The sequence below is a fragment of the Streptomyces violaceoruber genome, from assembly GCF_033406955.1.
Lineage (GTDB): Bacteria > Actinomycetota > Actinomycetes > Streptomycetales > Streptomycetaceae > Streptomyces > Streptomyces violaceoruber.
This window is the reverse complement of the sequence record NZ_CP137734.1, coordinates 3,965,921-3,984,153: the sequence shown is the minus strand read 5'-3', so window position 1 is coordinate 3,984,153 and position 18,233 is coordinate 3,965,921. Positions and strand designations below refer to the sequence as shown.

Here is an 18,233-nt window from a genome sequence, read left to right as displayed (position 1 = left end):
GGCCTCAGGGCACGTCGGGCGGGCGGTTCGTCAGACGGGCAGTTCGTCGTGGGGCCAGCGGGCGCGGCCCTGTTCGCGGGAGCGGAGCAGGGCCAGGGTCGGCATGCCCGCGTCCGTGCCGTCGGCGAGCAGGTCCGGGAGCTGGGGCAGCGGGGCGACGGCCGCGACGTCGTCCAGGACGAGCGTCATTGGTGGGTCGAGGCGACCGGAGGATGACCGTTCGGCCATGCGCCGGCCGCGCTCGACCACGCTGGAGACGAGCGCCGTCAGCAGCGGCATCGCGCCCGGGCTCGTACGGGGATCCTCAATGGATTCACCCACCACGTAAAGGGTGCCCTGTTCGTGGACGAAGGAATCCAAGGCGAGGGCATCAGTTCGGTTGGGAGTGCACGCCTCGCGGATATTGACCGTGGAGAGCGCGGCGAGGGCCCGGGCGGTGAGCTGCTGGGCCATGTCCCGGCGCTCGGGGTGGGCGGTAAGGGACCCTTCGAGTTCGCCCGCGGAGCCGGGGGCGGCCTTGGGGTGGGTACGCAGGATGCGGACGGCGTCCTGGACCTGGAGGCCCTGGGACCAGCGGTGGACGTGGCGGATGGTGCGGCCGTCGATGGCGGCGGCGTGGAGGTAGCTGCGCAGCAGCAGTTCGGCGGTGTCGCCGATCGCCTGGTCGAGGCGGGCGGTGGGGCGGACGGGGGTGAGCAGGGCGGCCGCTCTGGCAGTGGCCGTCTGTCTGTCCTCGCAGCCCCCGGTGGGGGACCAGTGGACGCGGGCGGGGGTGTCGCAGAGGTGGTTCGGGTCGTAGAGGTGGGTGGGGCCGAGTTTGGCGCGGGCGTCCTTGGTCTCCGACCACAGGGCGGGGTTGGAGGTGATGACGAGGGCGGCGCCCTCCGCGTCCCGCAGGGTTTGGACGGCGGTTGAGTGGCGGCTCTCCCCGGGGCCGTAGTGCACCGCGCCTTCGGCGCGGTGTGTTTCCCACCCACCCAACCGTTTGCCGTTGGCCGCAGAGGCTGGGGGCTCGGTTTCCAGAGCCGGGTCCTGGTGCGGCGCCCTGGGGGTGGGCACCTCGTGCCGCGAGGGCTCCTGGACCGGCGTCTCCTGCGCCACCGGTGCTGCCGGCGGTGCCGGTGCCGGTGCCGGTGCCGGTGCTGGTGTCGGCTGCTCGCGGTGTCGCTGTCGTACCGCGCGCCACCGCGCCACCGTGCCCATCACGAACACCGTCAGCACCACCAGCACCATCAGCTGGCCGATGAACAGCCCCCAGAACAACCCGTACCCGGACAGCGCCCCCTCCGGGGCGTCCGGCCACGCGCCCGGGATGTCGTGCGGCTCGGCGATCAGTTGGCGCATGGCCTGCGGGGTGCCGGTGAAGCTGACGCCGTCGGGCCAGGCGCCGTGGGCGAACAGGGCGGACAGGCCGGTCGCCGTCCAGACCAGCAGGGTCATGCCGAGGAGGAAGGCCAGTATGCCGATCAGCAGGCCGTCGGGGATGCCGCCCTGGGCCGGCCGCTGATCGCGGCGGTCGTCCGGTCTCATGCGTCCGGTGCCTCTCCTCGTCCCGCTGTCCTGCTGCCCTGGCGCTCCTGCTGCGCCGGTGCTCCTACTGGCCCTATGCCACCGTCGATTCCGACGAGTCGCCGATGTGCTGCTCCATGAAGGCCGCCGCCCGTTCCTCCGCCTCCAGCTCCGCGGCGCGCAGGGCGTCGTCGGTCAGGTGGTCGGCGGAGGACTCGGTCATCGCGCGGTCGGTGAAGACCAGGGGGCGTTCGGTCTCGGTGATCAGGTGTTTGACCACCTGGACGTTGCCGTTGACGTCCCAGACCGCGATGCCGGGGGTCAGGGAGGGAATGATCTCCACCGCCCAGCGGGGCAGGCCGAGGACGCGGCCGGTGGCGCGTGCCTCGTCGGCCTTCTGGGCGTAGATGGTGCGGGTGGAGGCCATTTTGAGGATGGCGGCGGCCTCTCTCGCGGCCGCCCCGTCGACGACGTCGGACAGGTGGTGCACCACCGCCACGAAGGACAGGCCGAGCCGGCGCCCGAACTTCAGGAGCCGCTGGAACAGCTGCGCCACGAAGGGGCTGTTGATGATGTGCCAGGCCTCCTCGACCAGGAAGATGCGCTTCTTCCGGTCGGGGCGGATCCAGGTGTGCTCCAGCCAGACGCCCACGATGGCCATGAGGATGGGCATCGCGATGGAGTTGCGGTCGATGTGGGAGAGGTCGAAGACGATCAGCGGGGCGTCGAGGTCGATGCCGACGGTCGTCGGGCCGTCGAACATGCCGCGCAGGTCGCCGTCGACGAGCCGGTCGAGGACCAGCGCCACGTCCAGGCCCCAGGCCCGTACGTCGTCTATGGCGACGTTCATCGCCTCGGCGGACTCCGGCTCGGGGTGGCGGAGCCGCTCGACGATGTCGGTGAGGACCGGCTGGCGTTCGACGATGGTCTCGTTGACGTAGGCGTGGGCGACCTTGAGGGCGAAGCCGGAGCGCTCGTCCAGGCCGTGGCCCATGGCGACCTCGATGATCGTCCGGAGCAGCGCCAGCTGGCCCGTCGTGGTGATCGCCGGGTCGAGGGGGTTGAGGCGGATGCCGTGGTCCAGGGCGGCCATCGGGTCGAGGCGGATGGGAGTTATGCCCAGCTCCTCGGCGATGAGGTTCCACTCGCCGACGCCGTCCTCGCCCTGGGCGTCCAGGACGACGACCTGGCGGTCGCGGAAGCGGAGCTGGCGCAGGACGTACGTCTTCTCGAGGGCCGACTTGCCGTTCCCCGACTCCCCGAGCACCAGCCAGTGCGGGGCGGGGAGCTGCTGGCCGTAGAGCTGGAAGGGGTCGTAGATGTAGCCCTTGCCGGAGTAGACCTCGCGGCCGATGATCACGCCGGAGTCGCCGAGGCCGGGGGCGGCCGTCGGCAGGTAGACGGCCTGGGCCTGTCCGGTGGACGTGCGGACGGGGAGGCGGGTCGTCTCCACCTTCCCGAAGAGGAAGGACGTGAAGGCGTCGGTGAGGACGGTCAGCGGGTCCCGCATCAGGCTCAGCCCCTACCTTCGGATGCCGGTGGCGAACGGAAGAGTGTTCACGAAGGCGCGATGGTGCTCACGGTCGCACCACTCCAGTTTCAGGTACGACTTCCCGGCCGATGCCCTTATCGTCCGCTTGTCGCGGGCCAGCGCCTCGGGGGTGCGGGAGGAGACGGTGATGTAGCCGACCAGGTTGACGCCGGCCGCGCCGCTGGCGAGGTCCTCGCCGCGCTGGTCGAGGCGGCCGTGGGCGGCGATGTCGCGGGGGTCCACGGTCCGGTTCATCTTGGCGGCGCGGGACGCCTCGGCGTCGTCGTTGGTCTTCTCGGTCAGCATGCGCTCGATGGCGACCTCGGTGGGTTCGAGGTCCATCGTGACGGCGACGGTGCGGATCACGTCCGGGGTGTGGACGAGGAGGGGAGCCAGGAAGTTGACGCCCACCGGGGTCATCGGCCACTCCTTGATCCAGGCGGTGGCGTGGCACCAGGGGGCGCGGGTGGCGGACTCGCGGGTCTTGGCCTGGAGGTAGGTGGGCTCCATGGCGTCCAGCTCGGCCGGCCAGGCGTTGCGCTTGGTCATCGCCTGGATGTGGTCGATGGGGTGGTCCGGGTCGTACATGGCGTGGATCAGGGAGGCGAGCCGGCCCTGGCCCAGCGGCTGGCGCACGCGGATGTCGGCTTCCTGGAGGCGGGAGCAGATGTCGGTCAGTTCGCGTGCCATGACGACCGCGAGCCCGGCGTCCCGGTCCAGCTTGCGGCCGGTGTGCGGGCGGGCGGCGCGGGCCATGGTGTGGGCCTCGGCGGCCAGCTCGCGGTTGTAGTGCATGCAGGCGATCAGATAGGCGCGGTGCTGCTCGCTGCTGGTGGACACCATCGACTGGAGCTGGTCGTACGACTGCCGCAGCCACGGCGGTGACTTCTCGTCGCCGCGCTGGGAGACGTCCTTGGCGTGTGCGTCGGGGTCGGCCGGGAGGGTGCGGGCGAGCATCTGGATGCGGGTGACGAAGCCGTCGCCGTTGGCCACGTGCTTGAGCAGGGTGCCGAAGCGGTCGACGAGGGCTTCCTGGTCCTCGGAGTCGCGCAGGCCGACGCCGGGCCCCTCGATCTCGATGGCGGCCGTCACGGTCTTGCGGTCGGCGTGCAGCAGTACGGCGATCTCGTCGGGCCCGAAGGGCGCCGCCAGCCAGGAGATGCGGCCGATGCCGGGCGGCGGGCCGACCTCGATCTCGCGGCCGTCGATCCTGGTGCCCGCCTCGATGGCGCCGGAGCGGTACGTGGTGCCCCGGCGGAGGGTGCGCTTGTAGCTGCGGTTGATCTCGAACCACCGGTAGAACGTGCGGTGGTTGTACGGCACGTAGACCGCCGCCAGGGCGAGCATCGGGAATCCGCAGAGCAGCACGATCCGCAGGGTCAGGACGGGGACGAGGAGCCCGCACATCATGCCGAGGAACGCGCCCGCGACGATCAGCGCGATCTCACCGGTCTCGCGATTGCGGCCGACGATCGCGTTCGGTCGGGCGCGGCCGATCAGATACGTACGGCGGGGCGTGACCGTATGGGACATGTGGGACTCGGTCGTCAACGCCCGTCACCTCCTGTGCTCTGGCTGTTGCGGGTGTTGCTTGCGTGGGGCGTGTTCACCGGGCTGCCGGAGCGCGGTGCGGGTGCGGCGGAGGGGACATTTCCGCCGCCGCCGTTCGAGGGGCGCGAGCTGTGCGCGGCGACTCCGCCGGAGGCGGGGTTCGAGGGGCGGGCGGCCGCGGAGGACGAGGACTGCCCGCCGCCGCCGTCGCCGTTGTGGCGGCTGCTGTGGGTTCTGATGCCCTGGGCGACGAGGTTGGCCGGGGAGCTGATCACGGCGGCTGCCTTGCCCTCGGCCCCCTGCATGATGCGGTTGTTGCGGCCGTTGGCGATCTCGTCGCCGAAGCCGGGGACGAAGCGGTAGATCATCGCCGAGGCGAAGATCGCGAGCAGGATGATGGCGAGGCCGGACACGATGGCGGCCACGGAGTCGGGCCCGTCCGCCGTGGTCAGCGCGCCGGCGAGGCCCAGCACGATGACGATGACCGGCTTGACCATGATCACGGCGATCATGATGCCCGCCCAGCGGCGGACGTGGCCCCACAGGTTCTTGTCGACCAGGCCGGCGTAGACGACGACGCCGAGCAGGGCGCCGACGTAGAGCAGGACGGCGCGCAGGTACAGCTCCAGGTAGAGGACGCCCGCGGCGATGATCGACACGAACGACACCAGGATCAGCATGATCGGGCCGCCGCCGATGTCGTTGCCCTGTTTCAGCGCCTGGGAGAAGGTGCCGAAGAAGGTGTCCGTCTGGTCCCCGGTGCCCTTGGCCAGGACGTCGGTGACGGCGTCGGTGGCCGACACGACCGTGTACAGGATCAGCGGCGTGAAGGCCGACGCCAGGACGGTGAGCCAGAGGAACCCGACGGCCTCGGAGAGCGCGGTGGTGAGCGGGACGCCGCGGACGGCACGCTTGGCCACCGCGAGCAGCCAGAGGATCAGGGTCAGGAACGCGGACGCCGCGAAGACGACGGCGTACTGCTTGAGGAACGTGTCGTTCGTGAAGTCGACGTCGGCGGTGTTCTTCACGGCGTCACTGAGCGTGTCGACGGTCCAGGCGGCGGCGTCGGCACAGCCCTTGGCGAGGGAGGAGAGGGGGTCGAGGGTGGAGGGGAGCGTGTCGGGCGTCCCGCCACCACCACCGGAACCGCCGCCTTCGCCTCGTTCGCAGTAGTCCTTGGCGGGGCCGCGGATGAGATCGCAGGGGTCTTCGGTGTCCGTGGGCGCCGGTGTAGGGGCGGCGAACGCCCGGGTGGCCAGCAGAATGGTCGAGGCCTGTACTGCTGCGACAGCGGCAGAGACCCTGAGGACTCGGTGGTTAGCGCGCATACGTGAACCCTCCGTATTCCTCCACGGCCTTCGTCATGTCGTCGGCCGTGGAGGCCCGCTGATCGCGCCCGATGGGCACCGGCCCGTCCTTCTGCTGGAAGTCGGTGACCTTCCAGTCCCCATTGGTCCAAGTCAGCTGGTACGTGGTGGTGTACCAACTCTCGGTCACAGGGTTGGTCGAGTTGCCGCCCGAGAGCCCGAAGAGCGAGGTGTACCAGACCTCGACGGTCGCCTCCTCGGCACTGGACTTCGTGGCCTTGGTGCCCACCGGGATCACCCGGGAGACGAACGTCTGACCAGCCGGTGCCCTACCGTTCTTGTCCAGGCCGATATTGGCCAGGAACTTCGCGCTGGAGTACGCGCCGTCCAGGTCCGTCTGCCGGGCGGCGGCGACGTCGGGTGCGTAGACGGTACTCACGATCCCGTGCCGTCTCGCCTTGTCGAACATCCCGTCAGAACCCAGCGCCACCGCGTAGTTCGCCGCCGCGCTCTGCGCCCCCTGCGCGTCATGGGCGAAGCCCGACTGCACCGGACGTGTCCCCGAAGGCGCCGTCGCCGAGGTCTTCGGCTTGTCGCCGTCCCCGTCCTCCCCGGACGCGGAATCGCTTCCTCCACGGTTCGCGAAGGCGATCGCGGCGATGAGGAGGACGACGACGCCGACCACGGTGACCAGGCTGCGCGAGGAGGAGCGGCCGCCGCGTCGGGGGCCGCCCTCGTCCTCGGGCAGCCGGAGCCGCGTCCGGCCGGCACCGCCGTAATCGCCGGACGACTGGTGATCGTCTCCGAGACTCATGCCGCGTACGCCCCCTCGACGTCGGGTCGGCCGTGTACGTACGACGGTAGCCGTGCTGGGTCCCGCTCGGGCGCGGTGTTATGACTCGACATCAGGGAAACGCAACCTCAGCCGGTTGGCACGACGGGCGGGTGGGATGGAGGGGGAGGAACGGTTGCGTGCCGGGGTTACACGGCCATCCCGTACACGATGGTGAAGAGCGTGCCGAGCGAGCCGATGATGAACACGCCGGTCAGGCCCGCGATGATCAGGCCCTTGCCCTGCTCCGCGCTGAAGGTGTCCCGGAGTGCGGTGGCACCGATGCGCTGCTTGGCGGCGCCCCAGATGGCGATGCCGAGGCAGAGCAGAATGGCGACGGCCATGACGACCTGGACCATCGTCTTGGCCTCGGTCCCCAGCGCACCGAAGGGGCCCCAGTCCGGAGCGATCCCCCCGATGATGGTGTTGATGTCTCCCTCGTCGGCCGCAAAGAGCATGTAAGTCACCGCCCCTGTTGGGTAGTTCCGCGCCCTCTGCGGACATGCAGAGGTCAAGCCTCATTGTCGCCGACAATGGCACCGTCGCATGTCGACTTGGCGTCATTGATTGGCGGGTTTCGTGCGAATAGCTTGCCACCGGTCCGCGCCGGGTCCTCGCCGGGTGGTGCGGATCGGTGCGTGAAGAGTCGTATGGTCACTCTGTGTATCACGTGAGGTTACGCCGGGCAATGATGCGGGGCGCAACCTGTCGCGTGGTTGCGTCGTTGGACCCCTCTGGGGTGTTCGCGGCCGCTGGGCCGGCCGAGGTGGGCGGTGCCCGGTTGAGGTGGCGTCAGGTCGGTCGCGACATGGCCGGGAAACGTCACTGAACGGTGCGGCCATGGGGGATGGTTGGACCATGCGCAAGATGTGGGTCGGTGCCGGTGTCGCGGTCGCCCTGGGGATGGGCTTCGTGATGCTGCTCGTCGTGGGTGTCTACCTCGTCGCCGGGAACCTGGCCGGCGGCGGTGCGGGCGGCGGGGCCAAGAAGCTCGCCAAGGGGAGCGTGCCCGCGGTGTACCAGCCGATCGTGCAGAAGTGGGGCAATCTCTGCCCGGCCATCAACCCCGCGCTGCTCGCCGCCCAGTTGTACCAGGAGAGCGGGTTCGACCCGAAGGCCCGGAGCGCGGCGACGGCGCAGGGGATAGCGCAGTTCATTCCCGGGACGTGGGCCGTCCACGGTGTCGACGGCGACGGGGACGGCGACCGGGACGTGTGGGACCCCGAGGACGCGATCCCGTCGGCTGCTTCGTACGACTGCTCCCTCGCCTCCTACGTGAAGAGCGTGCCGGGCAATCCGACCGAGAACATGCTGGCCTCCTACAACGCGGGTCCCGACGCGGTGATCAGGTATCAGGGCGTGCCCCCGTACGAGGAGACCAGGAACTACGTCAAGACCATCACCACGCTGGAGAAGAGCTTCGCCGCGCCCACCACCCGGGTCGATCCGTCCGAGCAGGCCGCCGGCGCCATCGCCTACGCGCAGAAGAAGCTCGGGACGCTGTATCTGTGGGGAGGGAACGGGACGCCCGAGCAGGGCGGGCGGTTCGACTGTTCGGGGCTGACCAAGGCGGCGTACGAGAGTGTGGGGATCAAGCTGCCGCGGGTCGCCAACGACCAGTACAACGCGGGGCCCCATCCGGGGCGGGACGAACTGCTGCCGGGGGACCTGGTGTTCTTCTCGGACGACCTCACCAACTCGCGGGCCATCCGGCACGTGGGGATCTACGTGGGCGGTGGGTACATGATCGACGCGCCGCGGACGGGGGCCGTGATCCGGTTCGATCCGATCGACACCCCCGACTACTTCGGGGCCACCCGGGTGACCGAGGATGGCGCGAAAGCGCTGCCCACCACGGTGTGAATGGGAGGGTGGGAACCCAGCGTGAAACCCTGCCCTGAGCTGCGACGACTGTCTCTCTTCGATAACGTCTGCGTGATCATTCAGTGGAGTGTGGAACGTATCACCGGGGACCGTGCGTTCCTGTTGACGTACAGCTGACCACGGGGGTGGCAGAAGAGGCGTGCGCTCGGCGCGCCGGAGGACATGACGAAGGGGCCGCAGCACCATGGCTGGACTCGCCGAATCCGGGTCGAACCCCGACGTCGAGCTGCTCTACGACATCAACGGCCTGGCCAAGGACGCGCCGCACTGGTTCGACCGGGTCATGGAGTTCGTCGGTGAGTACGGACTGCTGTTCGCGATCGTGCTGCTGGTGCTGTGGTGTTGGTGGGGTGTGCGGCGGCGGGGCGGCGAGGACGCGGCCCCGAACGTGGCGGCCCTGGTGTGGGCGCCGCTCGCGGCCGGGGTCGCGGTGCTGGTCAACGTGCCGATACGGGGTTTCGTGGAGCGGCCCCGTCCCTTCAAGTCCCATGAGGGCCTCGAAGTGCTCGTGGAGGGGAAGAACGACTTCTCGTTCGTGAGCGACCACGCCACGCTCTGCATGGCCCTGGCGGTCGGACTGTTCGTCGCCAACCGGAAGTTCGGGATCGCCGCGATCGTGCTGGCGCTGTTCGGCGGCTTCGCCCGGGTCTACATGGGTGTCCACTACCCGACCGACGTCGTGGGCGGCTTCGCCCTCGGTACGGCCGTCGCGCTGCTGCTGTCGCCGGTGGCCATGGCCCTGCTGACGCCGCTGACCCGGGCCGTCGAGCGCTCGCCCCGGGTGGGGTGGCTGATCAGCGCGCGAGGCCGGTCCGGTGCCGCCGGACGCGGTGCCGTGATCCCCGGGGCGCGCAAGGAGAGCGGCGCCGAGACCTCGGGCGAGCGGGATCTCGCCGCCTGAGGCTCACAGCGCCTGCGGGAAGGTGAAGACGCGGTCCGGGTCGTACTGGTGCTTCAGTCGCGCCAGGCGCGGGGCCGCGTCTCCGTAGTAGGCCCGCCGCCAGTCCTTCAGGGCCGGGTCCGTGTAGTTCTGGTAGGCCGCCCCCGAGGCGTACGGGCGCATCGCGTCATGGGCGGAATCCAGCCAGGACCGGGCCGCCTTGCCGCTCGTACCCGGACGCCACGACGCGAGGTACTGGGCCAGCATCCGGGAGCGCCGGTGCACGAACGAGGTGGCCGTGGGCGGGACGCGGTTCACCGCTCCGCCGAGCGCCGTGAACGCGATGCTGCCGGCGCCGCCGTGCACCGGGGTGAGCCGGGAGAGCAGGGCCTTGACGCCGGCCGGCGGGATTGAGCGGTCGAAGAAGTCCGAGCGGGCCGCGTACGTCTCGCGGCCGAGCGAGCCCTGGGGCGAGTGGCCGGGGGCGGAGCCCGGGAGGTGGCAGCGGGCGTCGGTCGGGAAGGACGAGCAGCCCGCGTACATCTCCATCGACTCCTGGTACGTACGGCGCTTGAGGGAGACGTGGCTCGCGGAGGCGCCGACGCGGTCGGCGAGACGGTCCACGGCGTTCTGGAGTTCGCCGTAGGTGCCGAGGGAGAAGGCGGCGACCGAGACGGTGGGGGTGCGGCCGGGGGCGGCGGCCAGGTGGAGGGAGGACCAGATCTCGTCGGGCTGGTCCGGTCCCCACTCCTGCCAGGCTCGGACGACCGCGGCAGCCTTTCGCCAGGGCCAGGAGAGGTACGCGGACACGGCCCGGGGTGCGGGGTGGGTGCGGAAGCGGAACTCCGTGACGATGCCGAAGTTGCCGTTGCCCGCGCCGCGCAGGGCCCAGAAGAGGTCCTTGTGCGCGCCTGTCGCGTCGGCGGTGATCTCCTTGCCGTCCGCGGTGATCAGGGTGGCCCGGGTGAGGCTGTCGCAGGTCAGGCCGTAGGCGCGGGAGACGACGCCGTGGCCGCCGCCGAGGGTGAGGCCGGAGATGCCGACGGTGGGGCAGGAGCCGGCCGGGACGGTCACGCCCTTCGCGGCGAGGGCGCGGTAGACGTCGATCAGTTTGGCGCCGGCGCCGACGACCGCCTCGCCGGCGGAGGCGCGGACGCGATTGAGTGTCGAGACGTCGATGATCAGGCGGCCGTCGCCGGAGGACCAGCCCGCGTAGGAGTGGCCGCCGTTGCGGATCGCGACGGGGATGCGGTGGGCGCGGGCGTAGGAGAGGGCGGTGCGGATGTCGTCGGGGTGGGCGGCGTAGGCGACGGCGGTGGGCTTCAGGGTGTCGAAGCGGGTGTTGTAGAGCTGGTGGGCCGTTGTCCAGGTGCGGTCGCCGGGGCGGATCAGTGGGCCGTCCAGGGACTTGGCGAGGGCGGTCCAGGTGGCGGGGGCCTTGGGAGTGGGGGTGGGGGTGGCGCTGCCGGCGGAGGTGAGTGCGGTGCGCGTTCCGGTTGCGGTGCCTTTGGAATCGGTGCCGGGGGGCTGGTCCTTGCCCGTGCAGGCGGTTGTGGTTGCCGCCAGGGCGGCGGCTGTGGTGGTGGTCAGGAATGTGCGCCGGTGCATGTCGCCTCCGCGTCCCGTGGGGGGTCGTGGAGGGAGACGGGGGTGTGGGGGCGCGGGTTCCCGGGGTGCGGTGGGTGCACAGGTGTACGGCGTTGGGGGCGTCGCGGGGGTGGGGGCGCTGACCGGCGCTGGGCGGGTGCCGCTTGCGCCCACCCGTGCCGCCCCAGCGGCACGACTGCCCGCAGCTGCGTGGGGTGGGGGCGGCGGCGCGATTGCCTGCGGCTGTGGGGGGTGGGGGCGGCGGTGCGATTGCCTGCGGCTGTGGGGGGTGGGGGCGGCGGTGCGATTGCCTGCGGCTGCGGGGTGTGGGAGCGGCGCGCGATCGCCTGCGGCTACGTGGGGGCGGGGGTGCTGTTGCCCGGAGTTGTGGCTACGGCTACGTGGCTGTGTGGGTTTGCGCGTCCGTGCGGGCCTGGCTTCTGGCTCTCCGGGCCGGGCCTCGCCAGCCGCAGGTGCAGCGGGCCAGGCAGAAGGGGCCTTGTTCGACCGTCGTCGTGAGGTGTTCCGGGGCGTCCCCGGGGGCTTCGAGACCGTCCTGCTGCGCCACGCCCACAACGTTACCGGGGTTGCCTGCCCCTCGTTAAGCGGGACGGCAGGGGGTCCGGAACGGGCGTACGGCTTGGGATAGCAGGTGGCGATGGTCGGGCGGGAGCGGGAGCGGGAGCTGCGCAGTGGGTGGACGGGCGGCGGCCCCGCCCTCGCCGGCGGTGCGGTCTGCGTCTGTCTGGCCCTTGCCGGGTGTTCCGGTTCCGGGCAGGGGGCCTCCGTCCAGGGAGCGGGCGGCGGCGACCCGGTCGCCGTGCTGCACCGGGCCGCCGACCGGCTGGTGGCCGCCGGGAGCGCCAAGGCGCGTACCGCGATGCAGATGGCCAGCGGCGGGACGCGGGTGACCATCCGGGGCGAGGGCGTGTACGACTTCGAGGAGCGGCTCGGGCAGTTGAAGGTCCGGCTGCCCCAGGACCCGGCGGGCACGAGTGAGCACCGGCCGATCACCGAGCTGCTCGCTCCGGGTGCCCTGTTCATGAAGAACCGGGGGGCCGGTGTCCCCGACGACAAGTGGGTGCGGGTGGAGACCGACTCGCTGTCCGACGGAAACCTGGTGACCGGCGGGGCGACGGATCCGTTCGCGGCCGCCGAGGTGCTGCGGGGGACGCGGACGGCGACGTTCGTGGGACGCACCGAGCTGGCCGGGACCGAGGTGCGGCACTACCGGGGGACCGCCGATCTCGCGCGGGCGGCGCGCGGTGCCTCGGCGGGCAACAGGAAGGCGCTGGCCGCGGCGGCCCAGGGGTTCGCCACCGCCCAGGTGCCGTTCGACGCCTACCTCGACGACCAGGGCCGCATCCGCAAGGTCCGGCACCGCTTCAGCTTCGCCAACGGGCAGGAGGACGGCACCGGCATCGTGGACGTCGCCTCGACGACGCTGCTCTACGATTTCGGCGCCGCCGTGCGCGTACGGTTGCCCGAGGACCAGGACATCTACGCCGGCAAGATCGCCGCCGAGCCGGGCGAGCGGGGCGTGGACGGCAAGAACTAGCCCTTCCGTGCCATGCGCGGTGCGTAGGCCGCTCCCTACTCTAGGAAGTCGGTGACGGCAGAGACGAGGTGACGCGTGTGGCTCCGGTCGGCGGTACGGCGGTTCAGGACCACGTGGCCCTCGCCGAGATCGAGCTGTGCGGCGAGTTGATCATCGCGGCGTCGGCCGCCCGGGAGCGGCTCAGCATGGAGAGCATCGACGAGGTGCTGCGCGTGGCCGAGGAGCGCTCACGTGCGCAGTAGCCTGCCGATGGCCTTCGTCGCCTCTTCCACCTTCGCGTCGATCTCGGTGCCGCCCTTGAGGGCGGCGTCGGCGACGCAGTGGCGCAGGTGCTCCTCCAGCAGTTGCAGCGCGAAGGACTGGAGGGCCTTCGTGGAGGCGGAGACCTGGGTCAGTATGTCGATGCAGTAGACGTCCTCGTCGACCATCCGCTGCAGGCCGCGGATCTGGCCCTCGATGCGGCGCAGGCGTTTGAGGTGCTCGGCCTTCTGCTTGTGGTACCCGTGCACGCCGCGGTCGTGGTCGGTCACGATGTCCGTGCCGTCCGCCTCGGCCTGGCGCGCCGTCTGGTTCACCGCCCCGTCCACGGCGGGGGAGGGCGCACTCGCGCCGGCCTCGGTGGTCGTCATCGCGTCCTCCAATAACGGACAAATACCCCTGGTGGGTATATGGTAACGAACTTTCCCGGGTAGGGGGCCCTTGCCGGAACGCCCGGCGTCGCCCCCCTGCTCATCACTCTGCCTGATGGGCGACACTGGGGGACGGCCCGTTAGCAGTGGCCGGATGATGCGCCTAGCATCAGCCTGACCGAAACCCATGCACCCCGAGGACCCCACGTGCGCTTTCGTCTGACCCCCAGGGAGACGAGCTTCTACGACATGTTCGCCGCCTCCGCGGACAACATCGTCACGGGCTCCAAGCTCCTGATGGAACTGCTCGGGGCGGACGCATCCGCCCGGGCCGAGATCGCAGAGCGTATGCGGGCCGCCGAACACGCGGGTGACGACGCCACGCACGCGATCTTCCACCAGCTGAACTCCTCGTTCATCACGCCCTTCGACCGCGAGGACATCTACAACCTCGCCTCCTCCCTCGACGACATCATGGACTTCATGGAGGAGGCCGTCGACCTGGTCGTCCTCTACAACGTCGAGGAACTGCCCAAGGGCGTCGAGCAGCAGATCGAGGTGCTGGCGCGGGCCGCCGAGCTGACCGCCGAGGCCATGCCGAACCTGCGCACCATGGACAACCTCACCGAGTACTGGATCGAGGTCAACCGGCTGGAGAACCAGGCCGACCAGATCCACCGCAAGCTGCTCGCCCACCTCTTCAACGGCAAGTACGAGGCCATCGAGGTGCTGAAGCTGAAGCAGATCGTGGACGTGCTGGAGGAAGCGGCCGACGCGTTCGAGCACGTGGCGAACACGGTGGAGACCATCGCCGTCAAGGAGTCCTGAGCCGTTCATGGACACCTTTGCTCTGGTCGTGACCATCGGGGTCGCGCTCTTCTTCACGTACACCAACGGTTTCCACGATTCGGCCAACGCGATCGCCACCTCCGTGTCGACGCGCGCGCTGACGCCGCGGGCGGCGCTCGCCATGGCCGCGGTGATGAACCTGGCCGGCGCGTTCATGGGATCCGGGGTCGCCAAGACCGTCAGCGAGGGGGTCATCGAGACCCCCGAGGGTTCGAAGGGGATGGGGATCCTCTTCGCGGCGCTCGTGGGCGCCATCGTCTGGAACCTCATCACCTGGTACTTCGGGCTGCCCTCGTCCTCGTCGCACGCGCTGTTCGGCGGCATGGTCGGCGCCGCGCTGGCCGGGAGTACGACCGTGTACTGGCACGGGGTCGTCGACAAGATCGTCATCCCCATGTTCGTGTCGCCGGTGATCGGCCTGCTCGCCGGTTACCTGGTGATGACCGCGATCATGTGGATCTTCCGGCGGGCCAACCCGCACAAGGCGAAGCGCGGCTTCCGCATCGCGCAGACCGTGTCGGCGGCGGGCATGGCGCTGGGGCACGGCCTGCAGGACGCGCAGAAGACGATGGGCATCGTGGTGATGGCACTGGTCATCGCCGACGTCGAGGACTACGGCGACCCGATCCCGGTGTGGGTGAAGCTCGCCTGTGCGCTGATGCTGTCGCTCGGGACGTACGCGGGCGGCTGGCGGATCATGCGGACGCTGGGGCGGAAGATCATCGAGCTGGACCCGCCCCAGGGGTTCGCCGCGGAGACGACGGGCGCGTCGATCATGTTCGGTTCGGCGTTCATCTTCCACGCGCCGATCTCCACGACGCACGTGATCACCTCGGCGATCATGGGCGTGGGGGCGACGAAGCGGGTCAACGCGGTGCGGTGGGGGGTCGCGAAGAACATCATCATGGGGTGGTTCATCACGATGCCCGCCGCCGCGGTGGTGGCCGCGGTGTCGTTCTGGATCGTGAACCTGGCGGTCCTGTAGCGGCAAGTGCCCCAGGTACGGCGATGGGCCCGCCCCCGGATTTCCGGGGGCGGGCCCTTGTGCTCCTCGCGGTGGCACCGCCATGCAGCACCGCGAGGGGTTCGGTGGGGCGGGGCCGGTCTAGCCGAAGCGGCCGGAGATGTAGTCCTCCGTGGCCTGGACCGACGGGTTGGAGAAGATGCGCTCCGTCTCGTCGATCTCGATCAGCTTGCCGGGCTGGCCGACCGCCGCCAGGTTGAAGAACGCCGTACGGTCCGAGACGCGCGCCGCCTGCTGCATGTTGTGCGTCACGATGACGATCGTGAAGCGCTCCTTCAGCTCGCCGATCAGGTCCTCGATGGCGAGGGTGGAGATCGGGTCGAGGGCGGAGCAGGGCTCGTCCATCAGGAGCACGTTGGGCTCGACCGCGATCGCGCGGGCGATGCACAGGCGCTGCTGCTGGCCGCCGGAGAGGCCGGAGCCCGGCTTGTTCAGACGGTCCTTGACCTCGTTCCAGAGGTTGGCGCCGCGCAGCGACTTCTCGACGACGTCGTCCAGCTGGGACTTCTTGTACTTGCCGTTCAGGCGCAGGCCCGCCGCCACGTTGTCGTACACCGACATCGTGGGGAACGGGTTCGGGCGCTGGAAGACCATGCCGACCTCGCGGCGCACGGCCACCGGGTCGATGCCCGCGCCGTAGAGGTTCTCGTCGTCGAGCATCACCTTGCCGTCGACGCGGCCGCCCGGGGTGACCTCGTGCATGCGGTTGAGCGTGCGCAGGAAGGTGGACTTGCCGCAGCCGGAGGGGCCGATGAAGGCCGTCACGGAGCGGGGCTCGACGGTCATCGAGATGTCCTCGATGGCCAGGAAGGAGCCGTAGTAGGCGTTGAGGCCGCTGACATCTATGCGCTTGGCCATGGGTATCACTGCTTCTTTCGGTCCGAGTCGCTGACTGTTCTGCGTCGGTCGCGTCAGCGACCCGTCTTCGGGGCCTTCCAGCGGGCGACGCCGCGGGCCGCGAGGTTGAGGATCATGATGAAGGCGATCAGCGTCAGGGCCGCCGCCCAGGCACGGTCGTAGGCCGCGTCGGAGCCCGCGCCGTACTGGAGGTAGATGTACATCGGCAGCGACTCCTGCGGATCCTGGAAGGGATTCGCGTTGATGAAGTCGGTGCCCCAGACCAGCAGCAGTACGGGGGCCGTCTCGCCGGTGATGCGGGCGACGGCCAGCATGACGCCGGTGACGATGCCGCCGATCGAGGTCGGCAGGACCACCTTGAGGATCGTGCGCCACTTCGGCACGCCCAGGGCGAGGGACGCCTCGCGCAGCTCGTTCGGGACGAGCTTGAGCATCTCCTCGGTGGAGCGGACGACCACCGGGATCATCAGGATGCACAGGGCGAAGGAGCCCGCGACGCCGGACGGTCCCATGTCCAGGATCAGCACCCACAGGCTGAGCACGAACAGGCCCGCGACGATGGACGGGACGCCCGTCATGACGTCCACGAAGAAGGTGACGGCCTTGGCGAGCCGGCCGCGGCCGTACTCGACCAGGTAGATCGCGGTGAGCACGCCGACCGGCACGGAGAACAGCGTGGCGAGGCCGACCTGCTCCAGGGTGCCGAGGATGGCGTGGTAGATGCCGCCGCCGGGCTCGCTGTCGCCGACCACGCCCATCGAGTGGGTCAGGAAGTAGCCGTCGAGGACCTTCACGCCCTGCTTCACGGTCTCCCAGATGAGGGAGAGCAGCGGGATCAGGGCCAGCAGGAAGGCGACCCAGACCATGCTGGTCGCGACCCGGTCCTTGGCCTGCCGGCCGCCCTCGACGCGCGCCGAGATGCCGTACGAACCGCCGACGAAGAGGACCGCGGCGATCAGGGCCCACTGGATGCTGCTGTTCAGCCCGGCGGCGGTGCTGATGCCGAGGCCGAGGAGGACCGAGCCGGCCGCGACCGCCCAGGGGAACCACTTGGGCAGGGTGGCGGCGCGCAGGGAGCTGCGGTTCTTGGGGGCGGGGGTCAGGGTTGCGTGGCTCATGCGTTGGCCCCCGAGTACTCCTTGCGGCGGGCGATGATCATGCGGGCGCCGCCGTTGACCAGCAGGGTGATGACGAACAGGACCAGACCGGAGGCGATCAGGGCGTCGCGGCCCATCTGGGTGGCCTCGTTGAACTTGCTGGCGATGTTCTGGGCGAAGGTGCCGCCGCCCGGGTCGAGCAGGCTCGGGGTGATGTCGAAGGTCGGGGAGAGCACCATGGCCACGGCCATCGTCTCGCCGAGCGCGCGCCCGAGGCCGAGCATCGAGGCGGAGATGACGCCGGAGCGGCCGAAGGGCAGCACCGACATCCGGATGACCTCCCAGCGCGTGGCGCCGAGGGCCAGGGCGGCCTCCTCGTGCATGCGCGGGACCTGCCGGAAGACCTCACGGCTGACGTTGGTGATGATCGGCAGGATCATGATCGCCAGCAGGATGCCCACGGTGAGCAGCGAGCGGCCCGCGCCGCCGTTCCACTCGAAGATCCCGGTCCAGCCGAGGTACTCGTCGAGCCAGCCGTAGAGGCCGTTCAGGTGCGGCACCAGGACGAGGGCGCCCCACAGGCCGTAGACGATCGAGGGCACGGCGGCCAGCAGGTCGATCACGTAGCCGATCAGGCCGCCGAGCTTGCGCGGCGCGTAGTGCGTGATGAACAGCGCGATGCCGACCGAGACCGGGACGGCGATGGCCATGGCGATGATCGACGACACGACGGTGCCGTAGGCCAGGACCGCGATGCCGAACTCCGGCGGGCTGCCGGTCGGGTTCCATTCGAAGCTGGTGAAGAAGTTCGCCTCGTCCTCGCCGATGGCGAGAACGGCGCGGTAGGTGAGGAAGGCCGCGATGGCGGCCATGATGACCAGCACGAGGATGCCGGACCCGCGGGAGAGGCCGACGAATATCCGGTCGCCGGGGCGGGTGACGCCGCGGCCGGCGCGCGTGTCCTCGGCGGCGGGCGGCTGGGGTGTGCGGGAGGGGGCTGGCTGCTGGGTGTCCGTTGTTATGTCCATCGGGTTCTCCGGTCTGCGGAGCCGCCGTGGTCGGCGGCTCGGGCGGAGCCCCGGTCGGGGGCTCCTGGCGGCGGTGCACCGGACGGTGCGGTCCGGCCCCCGGCGGGGG

Annotated in this window: 17 protein-coding genes; 6 read left to right on the top strand and 11 right to left on the bottom strand. The window is 70.3% G+C overall.

The genetic code is table 11. The annotated features are described in order from the left end of the window. Window positions 1–30: 30 nt before the first annotated feature. The 6 genes from R2E43_RS17770 to R2E43_RS17745 all read right to left on the bottom strand — a co-directional run bounded on the left by R2E43_RS17770 (window position 31) and on the right by R2E43_RS17745 (window position 7,188). Entirely contained in the window at window positions 31–1,530 is a 1,500-nt protein-coding gene (locus tag R2E43_RS17770; RefSeq protein WP_106518678.1) for a type IV secretory system conjugative DNA transfer family protein, read from the bottom strand. Window positions 1,531–1,603: 73 nt separating this feature from the next. Continuing rightward, window positions 1,604–3,019, bottom strand: a complete 1,416-nt coding sequence (locus R2E43_RS17765) for an ATP-binding protein (RefSeq protein WP_003974843.1) — start codon at window positions 3,017–3,019, stop codon at window positions 1,604–1,606. Between the two features lie 12 nt (window positions 3,020–3,031). Continuing rightward, window positions 3,032–4,573, bottom strand: a complete 1,542-nt coding sequence (locus tag R2E43_RS17760) for an SCO6880 family protein (protein WP_003974842.1) — start codon at window positions 4,571–4,573, stop codon at window positions 3,032–3,034. Window positions 4,574–4,587: 14 nt separating this feature from the next. Further along, the gene (locus tag R2E43_RS17755; protein ID WP_173668748.1) at window positions 4,588–5,919 is read right to left on the bottom strand and encodes a hypothetical protein; all 1,332 of its coding nucleotides are present in this window, start codon (window positions 5,917–5,919) and stop codon (window positions 4,588–4,590) included. Further along, window positions 5,909–6,712 carry a hypothetical protein gene (locus R2E43_RS17750; protein ID WP_093456609.1) on the bottom strand — a complete coding sequence of 268 codons (804 nt, stop codon included), beginning with the start codon at window positions 6,710–6,712 and terminating at the stop codon, window positions 5,909–5,911. The genes R2E43_RS17755 and R2E43_RS17750 overlap by 11 nt, the downstream gene beginning before the upstream one ends. Before the next feature lie 167 nt (window positions 6,713–6,879). Further along, window positions 6,880–7,188, bottom strand: coding sequence for a membrane protein (locus tag R2E43_RS17745; RefSeq protein WP_003974839.1), 309 nt, complete (start codon window positions 7,186–7,188; stop codon window positions 6,880–6,882). Between the two features lie 382 nt (window positions 7,189–7,570). Between R2E43_RS17745 and tgdA the strand changes: the two genes are divergently transcribed. Both tgdA and R2E43_RS17735 read left to right on the top strand, forming a co-directional pair. After that, window positions 7,571–8,593: a transglycosylase TgdA gene (gene tgdA, locus R2E43_RS17740; RefSeq protein ID WP_016326784.1), complete on the top strand. Its 1,023-nt coding sequence runs from the start codon at window positions 7,571–7,573 to the stop codon at window positions 8,591–8,593. A gap of 205 nt (window positions 8,594–8,798) precedes the next feature. Then, on the top strand, window positions 8,799–9,515 hold the full coding sequence (locus tag R2E43_RS17735; RefSeq protein WP_003974837.1) for a phosphatase PAP2 family protein: 717 nt from the start codon (window positions 8,799–8,801) through the stop codon (window positions 9,513–9,515). A 3-nt stretch (window positions 9,516–9,518) separates the two neighbouring features. Here R2E43_RS17735 and R2E43_RS17730 read toward each other — a convergent pair whose 3' ends face one another. After that, window positions 9,519–11,102, bottom strand: a complete 1,584-nt coding sequence (locus tag R2E43_RS17730; protein ID WP_189284220.1) for an FAD-binding oxidoreductase — start codon at window positions 11,100–11,102, stop codon at window positions 9,519–9,521. Window positions 11,103–11,739: 637 nt separating this feature from the next. Here R2E43_RS17730 and R2E43_RS17725 point away from each other — a divergent pair. After that, the gene (locus tag R2E43_RS17725) at window positions 11,740–12,639 is read left to right on the top strand and encodes a hypothetical protein (protein ID WP_106518676.1); all 900 of its coding nucleotides are present in this window, start codon (window positions 11,740–11,742) and stop codon (window positions 12,637–12,639) included. A 77-nt stretch (window positions 12,640–12,716) separates the two neighbouring features. Beyond that, window positions 12,717–12,881: a hypothetical protein gene (locus R2E43_RS17720; RefSeq protein ID WP_016326788.1), complete on the top strand. Its 165-nt coding sequence runs from the start codon at window positions 12,717–12,719 to the stop codon at window positions 12,879–12,881. Here R2E43_RS17720 and R2E43_RS17715 read toward each other — a convergent pair. Then, on the bottom strand, window positions 12,867–13,268 hold the full coding sequence (locus R2E43_RS17715) for a metal-sensitive transcriptional regulator (RefSeq protein WP_003974833.1): 402 nt from the start codon (window positions 13,266–13,268) through the stop codon (window positions 12,867–12,869). The genes R2E43_RS17720 and R2E43_RS17715 overlap by 15 nt on opposite strands. A gap of 207 nt (window positions 13,269–13,475) precedes the next feature. Between R2E43_RS17715 and R2E43_RS17710 the strand changes: the two genes are divergently transcribed. Then, complete coding sequence (locus tag R2E43_RS17710) at window positions 13,476–14,096, top strand: DUF47 domain-containing protein (RefSeq protein ID WP_003974832.1); 621 nt, start codon at window positions 13,476–13,478, stop codon at window positions 14,094–14,096. Between the two features lie 7 nt (window positions 14,097–14,103). Then, window positions 14,104–15,102 (top strand): low-affinity phosphate transporter PitH, encoded by a 999-nt coding sequence (gene pitH / locus R2E43_RS17705; RefSeq protein ID WP_003974831.1) that lies wholly within the window; start codon window positions 14,104–14,106, stop codon window positions 15,100–15,102. A gap of 120 nt (window positions 15,103–15,222) precedes the next feature. Here the strand turns inward: pitH and pstB are convergent, their stop codons facing one another. Genes pstB through pstC form a run of 3 tightly spaced genes read right to left on the bottom strand, consistent with a single transcriptional unit; the run spans window position 15,223 to window position 18,124 of the window. Beyond that, window positions 15,223–15,999 carry a phosphate ABC transporter ATP-binding protein PstB gene (gene pstB, locus R2E43_RS17700; protein WP_003974830.1) on the bottom strand — a complete coding sequence of 259 codons (777 nt, stop codon included), beginning with the start codon at window positions 15,997–15,999 and terminating at the stop codon, window positions 15,223–15,225. Window positions 16,000–16,052: 53 nt separating this feature from the next. Then, entirely contained in the window at window positions 16,053–17,117 is a 1,065-nt protein-coding gene (gene pstA, locus R2E43_RS17695; protein ID WP_332056349.1) for a phosphate ABC transporter permease PstA, read from the bottom strand. After that, window positions 17,114–18,124, bottom strand: coding sequence for a phosphate ABC transporter permease subunit PstC (gene pstC, locus R2E43_RS17690; protein WP_003974828.1), 1,011 nt, complete (start codon window positions 18,122–18,124; stop codon window positions 17,114–17,116). Before pstC ends, pstA begins: the two co-directional genes overlap by 4 nt. Between the last annotated feature and the right edge of the window lie 109 nt (window positions 18,125–18,233).

Excerpts from the sequence above, each read along its gene's own strand:
- R2E43_RS17715 (WP_003974833.1), bottom strand. The coding sequence starts at position 13,268 with ATGACGACCACCGAGGCCGGCGCGAGTGCGCCCTCCCCCGCCGTGGAC.
- R2E43_RS17730 (WP_189284220.1), bottom strand. The coding sequence starts at position 11,102 with ATGCACCGGCGCACATTCCTGACCACCACCACAGCCGCCGCCCTGGCG.
- R2E43_RS17725 (WP_106518676.1), top strand. The coding sequence starts at position 11,740 with ATGGTCGGGCGGGAGCGGGAGCGGGAGCTGCGCAGTGGGTGGACGGGC.
- R2E43_RS17765 (WP_003974843.1), bottom strand. The coding sequence starts at position 3,019 with ATGCGGGACCCGCTGACCGTCCTCACCGACGCCTTCACGTCCTTCCTC.
- R2E43_RS17760 (WP_003974842.1), bottom strand. The coding sequence starts at position 4,573 with ATGTCCCATACGGTCACGCCCCGCCGTACGTATCTGATCGGCCGCGCC.
- R2E43_RS17755 (WP_173668748.1), bottom strand. The coding sequence starts at position 5,919 with ATGCGCGCTAACCACCGAGTCCTCAGGGTCTCTGCCGCTGTCGCAGCA.
- R2E43_RS17735 (WP_003974837.1), top strand. The coding sequence starts at position 8,799 with ATGGCTGGACTCGCCGAATCCGGGTCGAACCCCGACGTCGAGCTGCTC.
- R2E43_RS17745 (WP_003974839.1), bottom strand. The coding sequence starts at position 7,188 with ATGCTCTTTGCGGCCGACGAGGGAGACATCAACACCATCATCGGGGGG.
- R2E43_RS17750 (WP_093456609.1), bottom strand. The coding sequence starts at position 6,712 with ATGAGTCTCGGAGACGATCACCAGTCGTCCGGCGATTACGGCGGTGCC.
- pstA (WP_332056349.1), bottom strand. The coding sequence starts at position 17,117 with ATGAGCCACGCAACCCTGACCCCCGCCCCCAAGAACCGCAGCTCCCTG.
- pstC (WP_003974828.1), bottom strand. The coding sequence starts at position 18,124 with ATGGACATAACAACGGACACCCAGCAGCCAGCCCCCTCCCGCACACCC.
- tgdA (WP_016326784.1), top strand. The coding sequence starts at position 7,571 with ATGGGGGATGGTTGGACCATGCGCAAGATGTGGGTCGGTGCCGGTGTC.
- pstB (WP_003974830.1), bottom strand. The coding sequence starts at position 15,999 with ATGGCCAAGCGCATAGATGTCAGCGGCCTCAACGCCTACTACGGCTCC.
- R2E43_RS17770 (WP_106518678.1), bottom strand. The coding sequence starts at position 1,530 with ATGAGACCGGACGACCGCCGCGATCAGCGGCCGGCCCAGGGCGGCATC.
- pitH (WP_003974831.1), top strand. The coding sequence starts at position 14,104 with ATGGACACCTTTGCTCTGGTCGTGACCATCGGGGTCGCGCTCTTCTTC.